The sequence below is a fragment of the Pseudonocardia oceanicola genome (genome assembly GCF_047200735.1).
Taxonomy (GTDB): Bacteria; Actinomycetota; Actinomycetes; order Mycobacteriales; family Pseudonocardiaceae; genus Pseudonocardia.
Window position 1 is genome coordinate 59,809 of record NZ_JBJZON010000025.1, and the last position, 14,829, is coordinate 74,637.

A 14,829-nucleotide genomic window follows, 5' to 3' on the forward strand; every position below is an offset into this window, starting at 1 on the left:
TCTCATCTCACTTGTTCGGGGATGCTGAGCCGCCCGATGAGGGCGGGCAGCTCGTCGGCGTTCTCGATCCAGTGGTCCGGCCCGGCGGCCCGGCACTCGTCGGGATGGAACCCGTAGGCCACGCCGATGGACAGGGCTCCGGCGCCTCGGGCGGCGAGGACATCGGCGACCCCGTCCCCGACGAGGACCGCGCGGTCCGGGCTGGAGCCGATGCGGTCCAGGACGGCCAGGACGGGTGCCGGGTCGGGTTTGGGGAGCTCCACCTCGTCGCCGCAGACGGAGGCGGCGAACAGCTCGGCGACCCCTGCCGCAGCAAGGTGCAGGTCGAGGCGCCGGCGGGCCTTGGTCGTGACGATGCCCAGGTGCAGGCCTCGCCCGGACAGCTCGCGCAGCGCGGCGACGGTTCCCGGGAACCAGCCGATGTCCGGCTCCCGGGCGGCGTAGCGGGTCTGGAAGGCCTCGGCGATCGCCCGCTCGCGGTCCGGGTCGCCGGCGGACAGCAGCGCGAACACGCGGTGTGCGGGGATCTGCAGGAGCCGGTCGGGGTGATGCGCCGCGAAGGGGTCCGCGGTGGGTCCGTCGACGTCTCGCAGCGCCTCGGCGTAGGTGTCGAGGATCGCCCGCCGGCTGTCGACGAGCGTGCCGTCGACGTCGAAGAGCACGGTGTCCACGCCGGTCACGGCGACACCGCCAGGTCGCGGGTGGCCTGCTCGACCAGGACTCGCTTGAGCACCTTGTTCGAGGTCGTTCGTGGCAGGTCGTCGACCAGGCACACGGTCTTGGGCACCTTGTAGTCGGCCAGCAGGGCTCGGGCCTGGCACCGGATCGTCTCCGGATCGGGCTCGGTGCCGGGCCGCGGCACGACGAACGCGGCCACCACCTGCCCCCAGCGCTCGTCGGGCAGGCCGACCACGGCGACTTCCGAGACGTCGGGAAGGGTCACGAGCGCCGCCTCGACCTCGGCGGGGTACACATTGAGGCCGCCACTGTTGATCATCTCCTTGAGGCGCCCGCTGAGGTAGACGAAGCCCTCCTCGTCGAACCGTGCCAGGTCGCCGGTGTGCAGCCACCCGTCGACCAGCGTCTCCGCGGTCGCGGCGTCGTTGCGCCAGTAGCCCTGGAAGACGAGGGGGCCGTCGATGAGCAGCTCACCGATCTCGCCCGGGTCGCATTCGGTGCCGTCGGGGCGGACGATACGGGCGTCGCCGTAGACGCCGCCGGCCTTCCCGCAGGAGCCCGGCTTGCGGGTACCTTCCCATTCCTGCAGGTAAAGGTTCACTCCCCCGCTTCCCTCGGTGATGCCGTAGCCCTGAATGAGCTCGAGGCCCATCCCCCGGACCTTCTCGATCAGTGGGACGGGCACCGCAGCCCCGCCACTTTCGATCATGGTGAGCGAGCTCAGGTCGGTGCGGGGGGCGTCGGGGTGCTCGAAGAGCCGCTGCATCATCGCGGGGACGGCGGTGAACCAGGTCGGGCGCTCGCGTTCGATGTCGGCGAGCAGCGCGGCAGGATCGAAGTCGGGTTCGAGCACCATGCTCGCGCCCGAGTAGAAGGTGTTCATGCTGGCGCTGATCAGGCCGCCGGTGAAGCAGAGGGGCAGGAACATCAGCTGCCGGTCGGTGCGGGTGAGCCCGAAGGACAGGACCCAGTTGGCCGCCTGGGCGTGGATGTTGCCGTGGCTGAGGACCGCGCCCTTGGGCCGGCCCGTGGTACCGGAGGTGTAGAGGACTGCTGCCGGGTCCGTGGCCTCCGGGACCACGGCCGGCAGGGGACCGTCGACGGGCAGCGCGTCGAGTGGGGTCGCACGGATCGACGGTGTGGGGTCGGCGCTGAGCCACACCGCTCCGCCGGGCACGGCGCCGGATCCCTGCAGTCCGGTGGCGGTGGGGGCGAACGCCTCCTCGGTCGCGATGACGGCCGGGTCGAGGTCGCTGATGACGTACTGCAGCTCGGGAGGGGCGAGGCGCACGTTGACCGGGGCGAAGAGGGCGCCGAGGCGGACGGTGGCCCAGAACAGCTCCAGGAACTCCGGGCGGTTGTGCATGAGGCAGGCGACGCGGTCCCCGCGTCCGACGCCGAGCCGGTGCAGCCCGCGGGCGAGCGCATCGACGCGTCGGTCGAACTCGGCCCAGGTGGTCGTTCGGCCGCGGAAGGTGAGCAGCGGACGGTCGGGTTGCAGGCGGGCCCAGGAGCCGATCCAGTGGGCGATTCCGGTCGGCATGGTCAGCTCGCCGCCTGTGCCGGTGCGCCCGCTCGGTCGGCCGAGCGCGCCAGTCGGGCAGCCACCAACAATGCGGCCCACTCCACGCCCGGGGGCGCGACAATGCCGCGCCACGGGCCCGGCGGCGGGCTGAGGTCCGCTCCGCGGAGGTCGGCCGGGACGACGAGGTAGAGGTGGTCGTGACCGCGCTCCTGCAAGGCCGCGCAGGTGCGGTCCAGGACCGCAGCCGAGGCCGCGCCCTCCCACTCGACGTCGACCGCGACCGGCCGGTCGGTGTCCGTGGGCAGGTCGTCGGGTCCGGTGCAGCGGACGGCTGCGCCGGGAGCGGCGTCGAGAACCGGAACGGACGCTGCGGCGCACCAGTCGAGGAGCTGCCGCGCCGCGGGTCCCGGCGCCGGGACGGCGAGCTCCGCCGCACCGGCGAACACCTCTCCGGTCGCGCCGTCGACGGTGAGCGGATCGCCCTCGCGGACGCGATCACCCGAGGGGAACGTCGCGCCGTGCGCGTCGACGGTCAGCCCGTCGACCCCGCAGACCGCCGGGCGGCCGAGCCCCCGAGCGACCACGGCGGCGTGGCTGGCCCGTCCTCCCGCCGCGGTCACGATCCCCGCGGCCGCGATCATCCCTCCCACGTCCTCCGGGGAGGTCTCGGGACGGACGAGCACGACGTCGTGGCCGGCGTCGGCGAGTGCCTCGGCCCGTTCGGGGTCGAAGGCGGCGACACCCACCGCGGTGCCCGGTGACGCGGCCAGGCCCCGGCCCAGGACCGGGAGGGAGGCATCGGCCACTCGGACGGGCCGGCGGAGATCGGCCAGGGCGCAGGCCGGCACCCGGCGCAGGGCCTCGTCCCGGTCGATCACGCCCTCGGCGACCAGGTCCACGGCGATCCGGACCGCTGCGGCGCTGCTGCGCTGTCCCACCCGGGCCTGCAGCACCCACAGCCGACCGGCCTCGACGGTGAACTCCACGTCGCAGAGGTCGCGGTAGGCGCCCTCGAGCACGGGGAGGGTGCGGCTGAGCGCGTCGAACGCCTCGGGCAGGTACTCCGCCGCCGAGGCCAGCGGCTCCGGGGTGCATCCGCCTGCGACGACGTCCTCGCCCTGGGCGCGCAGGAGGAAGTCGCCGTAGGCGCCGGGAGCGCCGGTGGCCGGGTCACGGGTGAACGCGACACCGGTCCCGGAGCGCTCGTCGAGGTTGCCGAACACCATCGTCTGGATCGTCACGGCCGTGCCGAGGTCCTCCCCGATCCCGCGGAAGCGCCGGTACCGACGGGCGCGCGGGGCGTCCCAGGAACGCCAGACCGCGGCGATGGCCTCGTCGAGCTGTGCGCGGGGGTCGGCCGGCAGCGGAACGCCGACGATGTCGGCGAAGCAGGCCTGCAGCCGGGCGACCAGCGCGTCGGCGAAGGCGCACCCGCCCCGCTCCGCCAGCGCGTCGGCCACCCCGGGTGTGAGACCGACGTTGAGGACGGTATCCATCATGCCGGGCATCGAGACGGGTGCGCCGGAGCGGACGGACACCAGCAACGGGTCGGCAGGATCGCCCAGTCGTCGGCCGGTCACCCGTTCCATCGCGGCGAGCGCGGCGGAGACCTCGGCGCGGAGGTCAGCCTCGTCGACCCGGCCGGCCCGTCGGGCCCTCCAGGCACCGGTGCCGATGGTGAAGCCCGGCGGCACGGGTACCCCGAGGCCGCTCATCCTGGCCAGGCTCGAGCCCTTGCCCCCGACGACTCGGGGATCGGTCACACCGGAGTCGAACGGGTGCACCACGGTCTCGTCGAGCGTCGACGGCGACGGCGCTGTCATGGGTTGCTCTCCTCGAGAGGATCGTGGGAACGGCGCGTCAGGACGGGAGGGTCAGCGCGTCCCGGTAGCCGTGGAACGCGCGGAAGAATCGGCGGTACCCGTAGGGGGTCCAGTTGTCGTGGTCCTCGCCCCATGCGGTGTTGCCGTTCCAGGTCCACTCCGTGAGGCAGTTGATGCACCAGATGTTCGGGTTGAGCAGCAGGCCGAACGCGTTCACGCAGCGGCCCTCGACCTGCAGTGGCCGGCCGAGGGCGTCCTCGGCGTCGATCCGGACATGGGTGGGATTGCCGGCGGCGTCGCGGTCGAGCACCTCGCGCACGCCTCGGGTGAGCTTGGCGAACTCGCCGTCCTGGACGTGGTAGCCGTGCACGACCTCGCAGCGGCCCTTGCCCTTGTCGAAGGCCAGCAGGTGGAACGCCTGCTCCGGCGAGGCGGTGGCGTAGCAGTAGCCGGCGTTGTGGCCGCCGTGCTTGATGATGTTCTTGCCGAAGCCGCCTCGCCGGCCCCAGGAGCGGTCGCGCAACCCGTAGCAGTCCACGGCGATGTCCTCGCCGTCGAGCCGGATCGTGCCGGTGATCCGACCGGGTTGATCGAGGTGGCCGTGGCCGTCGTGGTTGGGTTCGAGGACGGCGTCGAAGCGCAGGTCCACCCCGACGTCCTCGCCGTCCGGGTCGCGGTACTGCAGCTCGTAGCTGGTCCGCGGCTCGAGGCAGCGGTAGTGCAGCCCGTTGGGCAGGGTGATGTCGGTGAGGGGCTGGTCCGGCAGCGGCAGGTGCCAGGTCTGGCGGGCGTACAGGGCGGTGTGGAACTGGTCGCCCTCGTCGTTCCACAGGTAGACGGCACACGCCGCGACGTTCTGATTGGTGCGGAAGAACGGGTAGAGCTGGCCGGAGAGTCTGCGTTCGGGGACGAAGAAGGTCCACCAGCAGGTCTCGGTCCAGAACGGGTCGTCGTCCTTCGGCGGGTGGAAGTTGTCGTCCGGGTGGGTGCTCAGCTCGGTCGGTCGGGTGAGGGAAGTGCTCATCGGAACCTCTTCAGCGCGTTCTGCAGCAGTCGACGGGGCACGTGGTGTGGCGCCTTCGGCGACCCCTCGGGCAGCCGTCCGGACTGCACGAGCAGCTGGGTCAGGCGCAGGGACATGACACCGAGCCGGAGCAGGTGCCACAGCCGGTACCAGTCCAGGTGGCGGATCTCGTGGCCGGACAACTCCTCGTACAGCGCGATCGCCGCGTCGTCGCCGAGGAAGCCCGGCAGGTCGGGATGGCCGAGCGCCCGGGTGATCGAGTTGTGGTAGGTGAGGAAGAAGGCGAGGTCGTTCTCGGGCGGGCCCACCGTGGCGAGCTCCCAGTCGAGCAGGCCGACCGGGCGCGTGCCCCGGTAGAGGATGTTGCTGAACTTCGGGTCACCCCAGTTCATGCAGAGCCGATCGGCTTTCGGCACGCTGTTGCGGAGCGTGTCGAGGGTGTCGTCGAACAGCGGGTCGGGCTGCCCGTCCAGCACCCACCCGACGTACTCCTCGAAGAGCTTGAGCTCGGTCGTCATGCCAGGGTCGCCGCCGGCCACGCTGGGCAGGAACGACAGATCCAGCGAGTGCCGGTCGACCCGGTGCAACCGGGCGAGGGCCTCGACCGCCCCGTGGAAGATCCGCCGCTGGTGGTCGGGGGACGCCTCGGCGACCCACCCGCCCGCGGTGTAGGCGGGGTGCTCGGGCGGGACCAGCCCCTCGATGCGCTCCATGACGAAGAACGGCTCGCCGAAGGGGCTGCCCTCGGCGTCCTGGTACCACCGCGGCCGCGGGACGGGCACGTCGGTGTCGGCGAGCGCGGCGAGGACGTCGTGGTGCAGCCGCAGGTCCACGTCCGGGAAGAACACGTAGCCGCTGGGCCGGATCCGGGCGACGAGCCGTTCGTGGTGGGGGCCGTCGCCGTCGCGCCACCGGGCGTCGAACAGCAGCGTCTCCGCGGAGTAGCCGATCTGTGGACTGGCGAGGTCGGTGATCTCGACCTCGCGCGCCTCCGGGAGGCGGGCGACGAGCCAGGTGCGCAGCAACCGGCTGCTCTCCTCGGGGGTGCGGTGGCGGGGGATCGCCATCAGCTCACGAGGAACGCGCGCAGCAGGCCGGACACGGCCTCCGGCTGTTCCCGGGTGGTCATGTGCCCCGCGTCGGGCACGATGTCCGCCCGCCCGTCGGGCAGCAGCTCGGCGAAACGGTCCCCGTAGGACGGCGCCACCACCGCGTCCTTCTCCCCGTACACGACCAGCGCGGGGGCGCTGACGCGGTAAAGGCGCTTGCGCAGGCCCTTGTCGGGCACCGGCCACAGGAACTTCGCGACCGTGGTCATGGCCTGGGCCAGTGCCACGACGGCCTCGATGTCCCGCTCGCCGGTCTCGGTCTGCTCCGAGCGGAGGTTGGCGTTGTCGGGGTCGGCGTAGAGGACCTCGGCCACGTCGGCGTAGGGCACCGCGAAGACGTCCAGGACCGGCTCGTCGTCGACCCACAGTCCCAACGGCGACAGCAACGCCAGCCGCGTGACCCGGTGGGGGAAGTGGGCAGCCAGCTCCGCGCCGATCAGCGCGCCGAACGAGTGGCCGACGACGGTGACCGAGTCCAGCCGGCAAGCCTCGAGGACGTCGTCGTAGTGCAGGGCGAGATCGTGGAAGTCGTCGATGTCGTCGAGCTCGCCGAGGTCGGTCATCCCGGGGGTGACCGGTGCGAGGACCGAGTAGCGGGTGACGAGATCGGCGAGCACGCCGTCGTCGGGGTCGAAGCCGTAGAGGCTGTGCAGCCAGAGCAGCGGCGGCCCGTCGCCGGCGCGGTGCACCACCTGGGTGCGCCCGCCCGCCAGGGTGAGGGTCTCGTGCGTCCAGGTCACGGTCATCTCGTTCAGCTCCCCGCCACCGCCGCCGCGGGTGCCGAGACCGCCGGGGCGACCGGGGCCGGCCGGGCGGCGTCGCTCAGCGACCCGGTGGGCCACCAGTGGTCCTCCCAGTCGTCGAACTTGTGCCGCAGCCGCGGGATGACTTCCTGGGCGAACTTCGTGGTGTTGTAGTTGACGGTCTCGCGGTTCATGTTGCCGAACTGCAGCAGGGTCATCAGGTGTCCGACGTTCAGCTCGTCGGCCATGGCGTTGAGCTGCTCGACGACCGTGTCGACGCTGCCGGCCACCATGTAGCCCCGGTCGACGATGTCCTTCCAGGTCAGGGCCGAGAACTCCTTCTGCGACGCCGCGGTGGCCGCCATGCTGCGCACGCCCTTGCGGATCGTCTTGATCGAGGAGTAGCCGGGCGCGACGCCGAAGCCGGGGTGGACGTGCAGGCAGCGGTTGTAGAAGTAGAGCGCCGCGTCGCCGTAGAGGCGCTCGGCCTCCTCGTCGGTGTCGGCGACACCGACGAACTGGATGAACCCCATGCGGTACGGGTTGGGCGCCTTGCCCGCCTTCTCGATCACGTCCCAGTAGCCGCGCACGTTGTCCCGGGCCCACTTGTAGCCGAAGTAGGACAGGTAGGCGTAGAGGAAGTCGTTCTCCGCGCAGACGTCCCAGGTCTCCACGCTGCCTCCGCCCGGGATCCAGATCGGCGGGTGCGGCTCCTGGACCGGGCGCGGCCAGCAGTTGACGTAGCGGAGCTGGGTGTACTTGCCGTTGAAGGCGAAGGGCTGGTCGGCCCGCCAGGCCTTGAGGATGAGGTCCAGCGCCTCGCGGTAGCGCTCCCGCAGGGTGGCCGGATTGACCCCGTAGCAGTAGGTGGTGTCCATCGTCGACCCGACCGGGAACCCGGCCACGACCCGGCCCCCGGAGATGGCGTCGATCATCGCCATCTCCTCGGCGACGCGCAGCGGCGGGTTGTACAGCGCCACCGAGTTCCCCATGATCACGAGCTTGGTGTCGCGGGTGCGTCGCGCCAACGAAGCGGCCATGAGGTTCGGCGACGGCATCAGCCCGTAGGCGTTCTGGTGGTGCTCGTTGACGCAGATGCCGTCGAACCCGGCGTCGGCGGCGAACTCGAGCTCGTCGAGGTACTCGTTGTAGATCTCGTTGCCCCGGCGGCGGTCGTAGACCTCGCTGGCGGGCAGGTCGACCCAGACGCTGCGGTGCTGCTGCTTGAAGTCGTCGGGCAGATCCGGGTACGGCATGAGGTGGAACCAGTGGAACTTCATCGCACTCCTGTCGGCGTCGCGGGTCGCGACGGTCTCGGTGCCGGCCTGGCGGTGGTCCGGTGGTGACCTCAGCCGACGCTCACGGGTCGCCGGCGGCGCTGGTCGCAGCCGTGGTGACGGCCTCCGAGACCGCCGACCACGGCCGCTCGCCGGCCTCGGTCCTGATCCGGTCGATGTCGGCGCGAACGAGCGCGGCGCCTCGATCACGCAGCAGCCGCGAGTCCTGCTGGGTGTAGCGGTACAGCGCGTCGACCTCGGGATTGCGGTAGTGGTACTTGACCGTGGCCTCGTCGACGAAGCGCCACGGTGCCCTCAGCAGGGGCGAGTCGAACTCCCTTGCGGCGCGGTTCATCTCGTGCTCGGTGAGCCGGCCCCGCTGGAAGGTGTAGCCGCCGGTCTTGGTCGGCAGGGTGGAACTACCCCGCACGTCGGCGAGGCCGTTCGGGTTGACCCTCAGCGAGTAGTCGTGATCGTTGAGCACGTGTGCCGGGATGGCGATGGCGCTCCGTCCGGGCGCCGGAAGGTCCGTCTTCCCGCCACCGCGCCGCCAGAGCGAGTAGCTGACCGGGTGCAGGTAGTAGTCGTTCTGGCCGGCCTGGAAGCCGTCCATCGTGGCGAACGCCGAGACGTAGTCGTCGTAGGCGAACTCCTCGTTGTACAGCGGCCACAGCCGCCGGGTCCGGTCGTCGATCAGCTCCCAGTCACCCTGCCGGTACGTGCCCGCCATGTGGTCGATGTCGGCCGCGGCCTGGAAGTAGGTGTAGATGCCGGCTTCGACCATCTGCGTGAAGCCGAAGCCGGCGAACCTGCGGTAGAGCTTGCGGGTGGCCTGCTTGATCACCTCGGAGAGCTGGTCGAGGGTGTCGACGAGGTCCCGGCGGCTGTCCATGCCGACCGGGATGTAGCGGTCGGTCAGGAAGTCGGAGGTGTAGAGACCGACGCCGATGATGCGGTCCCGGATGTCCTCGGGCGTGGTGTACACCGAGGCCCAGTCCGTGATCTCCATCGAGACCCCGTCGGTGATCACCGCGAGGGTGAGGTTGTTGAACGGGATGTCGGTCGCGACCCCGTCGAGCCAGGAGAAGTCGCACTCCGAGAGGTTCATGAAGTCGCGGGTGTGCAGCAGTCGGCGTCCGCCGAGGTTGTAGGGGCCGGAGGACTGCAGCCCGACCCGGCTCTCGCAGTGCGCCAGGAAGGCGTACTGGGTGCCCAGTGCCATGAACTGCGCCGCCGAGGCGCGCAGCGCGTCGTCGGCCTCGTAGGCGTCGGCCTCGAGGACCTGCAGCACGCGCTCGTCGTGCTCCTGGGCGATGTCGTGCGCGTCGAGGGTGTACCGGTGCCCGCCGTTGCGGTGGTAGGCGGCCGAGAACCGCTGCCACCAGTCGACCATGAACACCAGGTCCTCGAGGTTGTCCTCGGGACGCAGCAGGCCCTTCTTGATCAGCAGTTCGCGACCCTGGAGGTAGAAGTTGATCACTCCCCACCCGGTCAGCTTGGAGATGTTGCACGTCGCGTTGCGTGCGCGATGCCCGACGTCCTCCGGCGACACCGTGGCCGCCGAGCGGCGCAGCAGGTCCGGGTAGCGGTAGTACGCGTCGTACATGCTCATCACGAGGTACGGCATGATCGGGAAGAGCTTCGACTCCTGCGCCGTGCGCGTCAGGCAGTTCGTGATCACGACGTCGTCGGAGCGCTGCATGAATGCGTTGACGTCGAGCAACTGCTGCTCGGTGATGCGGAACTCGCTCATCGCCCCTCCTCCAGGATCTGTGCCCGGGGCCGCATGTCCTCGCCCAGGTAGGCATCGACGCTCTGGGCCGGGGTCGCGTAGCGGACCGTGATCCGCTCCCCCGTCCGGAGCCGACGGGATAGGCGAGCGCCCATCAGGGTCGGCACCCCGAACTCGCGGGCGATGATCGCCAGGTGACTGCGGACCGTGCCGGCGAGGCAGACGACCGCGTCGAAGTCGGGCAGGATCGGCGCGGTCATGGTTCCGCCCGCGTCGTCGATCACGCCGACGACGCCCTCCGGGACCCCGTCGTTGATCAGCTGCTCGACCAGGTCGACCTCGCTCACCACCAGGACCTCCCCGGTGACGTCGGAGGCCTCGAAGACGTTGTCCCCGTCGCCGACCACCCCCTCCGGGAACTCCGAGGCGTCGACGTAGACCTGCGCGGCACTACGCAGAACGTACCGGTCCGGCGACTCCTCGACCGCGACCTCACAGCCGGCGAAGTAGGGCCGTCCCGCCTCGGCCCGGAACCGCTCGAAGACCTGGTTCTCGAGCTCGGCGCAGTCCTCGGCGCTCAGCAGGTCCGCCCACCGGGTGGTGACCAGCTCCTCCCAGCTCACCGAGCCGTCGAGTCGGGCGAGGTTCTCGCACACCCTGCCCATCACCGACTCGCGGGCGAGCCGGGTCGTCGCACTGCCCTCGGGGAGGGTCCACTTCGGATTGGCCAACGGGTGCTCCATCGCATCCCTCTCTCACGGTCCTGGGCCCGGACGGACCACGGGCACCAGAGAATGTCACCGAGCGTAGCAACTTCGGCTGCCAGCGTCGGCGTCCTGGAAAGTGACGTCACTTTAACTTCCGACGCCTGTGGCGTCAACCACAGAAGCTCTCCACGCATCTGCCTGCAGAAGGTCTCCTACTCGAACCGTCTGCCGCTCTTGCGGCCCGAAGAGCACCCCGTCTAGCGTTCCGGGCAGTCGCCCGACGGGCGGATCGCTTGTTTCACTCTCAGTGATTGGAGCGCGAGCGGCCATGGAGATCTCCGTGTACTCCGACGCGCACGTCGGTATCGGTGACCATGCTCGCCGTCTCGAGGCCGCCGGTTTCACCCACCTCTGGATCTACGACAGCCCGCTGGTCTTCGGCGAGCCCTACCTGGCGGCGTTCGAGGCGCTGCGCGCAACCGATCGGCTCGCGGTCGGCCCGGGCGTCACCCACCCCGGCAGTCGGCCCGCGGTGGCGACCGCCCAGGCGCTCGGCACCCTCGCGAAGGCGGCACCCGGCCGGGTCGTGCTGGGCATCGGGACCGGGTCGTCGGCACGGCACACCCTCGGGTTGCCACCCGCGAGCCTCGAGCAGCTCGACGCCTACACCCGGGCAGTACAGAGCCTCCTGGCCGGAGGCGAGGCCGAATGCGACGAGCGTGTCGTGCAGTTCATCCACCCGACGGGGCGGTGGCTGGACCTCTCGCATCCGGTGCCCACGTGGGTATCGGCCTTCGGGCCACGAGGGAGGCGCAGGGCAGCGGCGTTCGCCGACGGGATCATGGTGCGCTGGGAGGGGGCGGAGACCCTGCGTGCGGTGCGGGCGGAGATCGACGAGGCAGCCCGCGCCGCCGGACGCAGGCCGCAGGACGTCTCCCTCGGCGTGATCTACGCGATGTACCCCGTCGAGGACCTCGACGAGCTCGACGGCGCGGAAGCCCGGGCTGCCCTCGGCCCCCTCGTCGTGAGCAGGCTGCGGTACCTCACCAACACCTTCGACGACCCGGAGCAGGTTCCCGAGCGCTTCCGTCGCGCATACCGGGCCTACCGGGCCTATCGGGCGACGCTGGACGAGCGGAGCCGACATTTCGACAACTACCTCGGCTATCTCACCTTCATGCCGCCGGAGCTGGAGCCCTTCGTCGATCGTGAGTCGATCGCGACGGTCTGCCTCGCCGCCGACCCCGCCCGCATCGCCACCGAGCTCCGTGCGATGGCGGCCGCGGGCGTCGACCACTGCAGCCTGCAGATCGCGGGCTCGCCGGTGACCTGGATCGATCGGATGGCGCGGATCGTGGCGGAGATCGAATACCCCACCCCGTCTTGCCTGACCGCCGGGGCGGCACTGCACCCGTGATCAACGCGAGCTGAGCACAGCTCGCACCACGCCGGCGAGGAAGCCGGATGTGGCGCTCACTGGTCAGTCCGTCCGCCCCTCGGCCGTCCATCCCGCCCCGGTGACCTGCTCGATCTCGCGGTCCGGGTCGAGGCCGGGCACGCCGACCCGGATCCGCCCGAGCTCGGTGAACGTCGTGAAGAAGATCGTGCGCAGGTCGGGGCCGCCGAAGCAGAAGTTGGTGACAGGCACCCGCGGCAGCTCCAGTGTCACCAGGTGCGTGCCGTCGGGGAGAACGCAAGCCCGTGAGGCATGGTGAAGTCCCGCGCCACGAGGTTGATGCGGCTCAGGTCGGGCGAGACGCGGTAGACGCCGGCGAAGTCCAGATCGGTGTCGACCTCGGAGGTGAGTGGGTCGGTGAACCAGATCGAGCCGGCGGAGCGCACGACGACGTCGTTGGGGCGATTCAGCCGCAACCCGCGGTAGTGGTCGGCGATCACCGTGATCGAGCCGTCCGGCTCCTCCCGCGTCACACGCCGCGTCGCGTGCTCGCAGGACACGAGCCGCCCCTGTCGGTCGCGAGTCGAACCGTTGGCGTCGTTCGTTGCCCGTCCGCGCGACGGTGATCCCCCCGGTTTCCGTCCACGAGTACCGGGTGTCGTTGCCGCTGTCGTTGAAGCTCAACGCCTGCTCGCCGGGCAACCAAACGGGACCCTCCGCGACGCCGAGCATCGCGCCCGCATCGGTGAAGGCCCCTTAGCCGGAGCCGAGCCACTCGACCTCCGCGCCGGTCTCCAGGAGCTCGTTCTCGACCGTGCTCGTCACTGAGCCAGTCCTTCCCGGGTCCTACAGACCCATCTCCTTGGCGATGATGCTGTGCTGGATCTCCGAGGTACCCCCGCCGACCATCGCGTGCTTGGCCTCGCGGAAGTAGCGCTCCATGTCGTACTCGGGCAGCTGCGCGTATCCGCCCAGCGCCTGCATGCCGTCGAAGGCGCACCGGTACGCGACGTCGGCTGCATAGACCTTCGCCATCGATACGTCCTTCAGCGCTCGCTCCCCGCGCGCAAGCTTGGTCGCCGCGCTGTAGACCAGCAGCCGGGCCGCATTGACCTCGGTCTCCCGCTCGGCCATTCGGTGCTTGAGCACCTGGAACTTCGAGAGCGGACGGCCGAACTGGGTACGGTTCTTCGTGTAGTCGACCGTGTCGTCCAGCGCGGTGCGGGCGTTGCCGACATAGGTCGCAGCGAGACTCAGCCGTTCCCATTCCAGGTGCTGCCCGACGTACGCCCAGCCCTGGCCGGGCTCCCCGATGATGTTGCTCCGGGGCACCCGCGCGTCGGTCAGGAAGATCTCGGTGGTGCCCAGGCTGCGCCGGACGATGGTGTTCAGCTTGCGGATGTCGACGCCCTCGGTGTCGTTGGGCACGAGGATCATGCTGATCCCGCGATGCTTGTCGGGGCTGGTCCGGGCCATCAGGTTGATCACGGTCCCCGGCAGGTGCGCCCCGGAGCAGAACACCTTGTTGCCGTTGAGCACCCACTCGTCGCCGTCGAGGACGGCCTTGGTGGCGAGGCCCGCTGCGTCCGAGCCGGCACCGGGCTCGGAGATCGAGATGCTGAACTTGATGTCGCCGGCGAGGAACCCGGGCAGGTAGGCCGCCTTCTGCTCCGCGGTTCCGTGGCTGGCGATGTTCGTTGCGGTGAACATCGACGTCATGATCGCGGCCGCGAAGTCCAGGCTGTACTTCGCGATCACCTCACAGAAGATCGCGTACATGACCGCGTCGGCGTCCAGGCCGCCCTCCGCCTCCGGGATCAGCAGCCCCAACCAGCCGCGCTCGGCGAACTTCTTGTAGGCCTCCTCCGGGAAGACGCGCGACTCGTCGTGCTCCCGGATGTACTCGCGACCGACCTCCTTCTCCATGAACGCGGTCAGCGTGTCGAACCACATCTGCTGTTCGTCGGTGAACCGGAAGTCCACGAACCCCACACCTCCATCGGACGGCTCGTCTCCCTCACGCTAGGCCCTCCAACGCCAACAAACAACTGATTGTTCATACCGGTTGAAGCGGCTGGGACGACGTCCGTGGGACGATGGAGTGCGTACGACGAGAAGGGGGACGCCGAGTGGCGACGACACGGGGCGAGCGGCGCGCTCGCGGCTCGGGGCCGGTGTCGGCGGAGCAGATCGAGCAGGAGGCTGTCCGCCTCTTCGCCGAGAAGACCTACCCGGTCATCGGGATGCGCGATATCGGCGACGCCGTCGGCCTTCTGCCGGGGAGCCTGTATGTGCACATCAGCGGCAAGGAGGACCTGCTGCTGCGCATCGTGGAGAAGGGCATCCAGAACTACGTCGAGGCGATCGGCGCCGCCGCCGACAGCGACGACCCTGCGCCGCAGCGTCTGCGAGCCGCGTTCCTGGCCCATTTCGACGTGCTCGGCCGCACCAAGGAACAGACGCGCGTCGCGTTCTTCCAGTGGACGTACCTCTCCCCGGAGAAGCAGGGTCGCATCATCGCCTTGCGCCAGCAGTACGAGGACCTGTTCGTGAGGATCGTCCGCGACGGCGTCCGCACCGGCGAGTTCCGAAAGCTTCGCAGCCCACGAGTGACCGTGCTGGCGTTCATCGGGATGCTCAACAACGCTTCGGAGTGGTTCTCCCCCACCGGCGCTCTCAGTGCCGAGGAGGTTGCGAACGAGCTCGCCGACAACGTCCTCGGCGGGATCCAGGCCAGGTAGTCGACCGTTGTGCCGGCGCGCGTCCCGTCTCCGGACGAAGACTTCGCTCGGAAGCGGCGATGGCGACGATCCAG

13 protein-coding genes and 1 pseudogene are annotated in these 14,829 nt (G+C 70.2%); 2 read left to right on the forward strand and 12 right to left on the reverse strand.

The features are described from left to right. Positions 1 to 2: 2 nt before the first annotated feature. The 9 genes from ACL02T_RS27725 to ACL02T_RS27765 all read right to left on the reverse strand — a co-directional run bounded on the left by ACL02T_RS27725 (position 3) and on the right by ACL02T_RS27765 (position 10,642). Positions 3 to 680, reverse strand: a complete 678-nt coding sequence (locus tag ACL02T_RS27725) for an HAD family hydrolase (protein WP_412833726.1) — start codon at positions 678 to 680, stop codon at positions 3 to 5. Further along, positions 677 to 2,221: a class I adenylate-forming enzyme family protein gene (locus tag ACL02T_RS27730; protein ID WP_412833727.1), complete on the reverse strand. Its 1,545-nt coding sequence runs from the start codon at positions 2,219 to 2,221 to the stop codon at positions 677 to 679. The genes ACL02T_RS27725 and ACL02T_RS27730 overlap by 4 nt, the downstream gene beginning before the upstream one ends. Positions 2,222 to 2,223: 2 nt before the next feature. Then, complete coding sequence (locus ACL02T_RS27735) at positions 2,224 to 4,026, reverse strand: pyruvate, phosphate dikinase (RefSeq protein WP_412833728.1); 1,803 nt, start codon at positions 4,024 to 4,026, stop codon at positions 2,224 to 2,226. Between the two features lie 37 nt (positions 4,027 to 4,063). Then, a complete protein-coding gene (locus ACL02T_RS27740; protein WP_412833729.1) occupies positions 4,064 to 5,050 on the reverse strand; it encodes a DUF7064 domain-containing protein in 987 nt (328 codons plus the stop codon). Further along, positions 5,047 to 6,117, reverse strand: a complete 1,071-nt coding sequence (locus tag ACL02T_RS27745) for a phosphotransferase family protein (RefSeq protein ID WP_412833730.1) — start codon at positions 6,115 to 6,117, stop codon at positions 5,047 to 5,049. Before ACL02T_RS27745 ends, ACL02T_RS27740 begins: the two co-directional genes overlap by 4 nt. Then, positions 6,117 to 6,899: an alpha/beta fold hydrolase gene (locus ACL02T_RS27750; protein WP_412833731.1), complete on the reverse strand. Its 783-nt coding sequence runs from the start codon at positions 6,897 to 6,899 to the stop codon at positions 6,117 to 6,119. Before ACL02T_RS27750 ends, ACL02T_RS27745 begins: the two co-directional genes overlap by 1 nt. An 11-nt stretch (positions 6,900 to 6,910) precedes the next feature. Further along, positions 6,911 to 8,182, reverse strand: a complete 1,272-nt coding sequence (locus ACL02T_RS27755) for an LLM class flavin-dependent oxidoreductase (protein ID WP_412833732.1) — start codon at positions 8,180 to 8,182, stop codon at positions 6,911 to 6,913. A 79-nt stretch (positions 8,183 to 8,261) separates the two neighbouring features. Next, on the reverse strand, positions 8,262 to 9,932 hold the full coding sequence (locus tag ACL02T_RS27760) for a hypothetical protein (RefSeq protein WP_412833733.1): 1,671 nt from the start codon (positions 9,930 to 9,932) through the stop codon (positions 8,262 to 8,264). Next, on the reverse strand, positions 9,929 to 10,642 hold the full coding sequence (locus tag ACL02T_RS27765; protein ID WP_412833734.1) for a PEP-utilizing enzyme: 714 nt from the start codon (positions 10,640 to 10,642) through the stop codon (positions 9,929 to 9,931). The genes ACL02T_RS27760 and ACL02T_RS27765 overlap by 4 nt, the downstream gene beginning before the upstream one ends. Positions 10,643 to 10,946: 304 nt before the next feature. On the opposite strand from ACL02T_RS27765, the gene ACL02T_RS27770 reads away from it, so the two are divergent. Then, positions 10,947 to 12,035: an LLM class flavin-dependent oxidoreductase gene (locus tag ACL02T_RS27770; RefSeq protein WP_412833735.1), complete on the forward strand. Its 1,089-nt coding sequence runs from the start codon at positions 10,947 to 10,949 to the stop codon at positions 12,033 to 12,035. A gap of 63 nt (positions 12,036 to 12,098) precedes the next feature. Here the strand turns inward: ACL02T_RS27770 and ACL02T_RS27775 are convergent, their stop codons facing one another. The 3 genes and pseudogenes from ACL02T_RS27775 to ACL02T_RS27785 form a co-directional block, all read right to left on the reverse strand. Then, positions 12,099 to 12,266 carry a hypothetical protein gene (locus tag ACL02T_RS27775; protein WP_412833736.1) on the reverse strand — a complete coding sequence of 56 codons (168 nt, stop codon included), beginning with the start codon at positions 12,264 to 12,266 and terminating at the stop codon, positions 12,099 to 12,101. 17 nt (positions 12,267 to 12,283) lie between these two features. Next, positions 12,284 to 12,607, reverse strand: a pseudogene (locus tag ACL02T_RS27780) (SMP-30/gluconolactonase/LRE family protein); the annotation flags it as partial. Positions 12,608 to 12,860: 253 nt separating this feature from the next. Continuing rightward, complete coding sequence (locus ACL02T_RS27785; protein WP_412833737.1) at positions 12,861 to 14,006, reverse strand: acyl-CoA dehydrogenase family protein; 1,146 nt, start codon at positions 14,004 to 14,006, stop codon at positions 12,861 to 12,863. Between the two features lie 137 nt (positions 14,007 to 14,143). On the opposite strand from ACL02T_RS27785, the gene ACL02T_RS27790 reads away from it, so the two are divergent. Next, positions 14,144 to 14,755 carry a TetR/AcrR family transcriptional regulator gene (locus ACL02T_RS27790; RefSeq protein WP_412833738.1) on the forward strand — a complete coding sequence of 204 codons (612 nt, stop codon included), beginning with the start codon at positions 14,144 to 14,146 and terminating at the stop codon, positions 14,753 to 14,755. Positions 14,756 to 14,829: the final 74 nt, after the last annotated feature.

Bases quoted from the DNA above. Each gene is read 5' to 3' on its own strand.
- ACL02T_RS27730 (WP_412833727.1), bottom strand. From the start codon at position 2,221: ATGCCGACCGGAATCGCCCACTGGATCGGCTCCTGGGCCCGCCTGCAA.
- ACL02T_RS27735 (WP_412833728.1), bottom strand. From the start codon at position 4,026: ATGACAGCGCCGTCGCCGTCGACGCTCGACGAGACCGTGGTGCACCCG.
- ACL02T_RS27740 (WP_412833729.1), bottom strand. From the start codon at position 5,050: ATGAGCACTTCCCTCACCCGACCGACCGAGCTGAGCACCCACCCGGAC.
- ACL02T_RS27745 (WP_412833730.1), bottom strand. From the start codon at position 6,117: ATGGCGATCCCCCGCCACCGCACCCCCGAGGAGAGCAGCCGGTTGCTG.
- ACL02T_RS27755 (WP_412833732.1), bottom strand. From the start codon at position 8,182: ATGAAGTTCCACTGGTTCCACCTCATGCCGTACCCGGATCTGCCCGAC.
- ACL02T_RS27760 (WP_412833733.1), bottom strand. From the start codon at position 9,932: ATGAGCGAGTTCCGCATCACCGAGCAGCAGTTGCTCGACGTCAACGCA.
- ACL02T_RS27770 (WP_412833735.1), top strand. From the start codon at position 10,947: ATGGAGATCTCCGTGTACTCCGACGCGCACGTCGGTATCGGTGACCAT.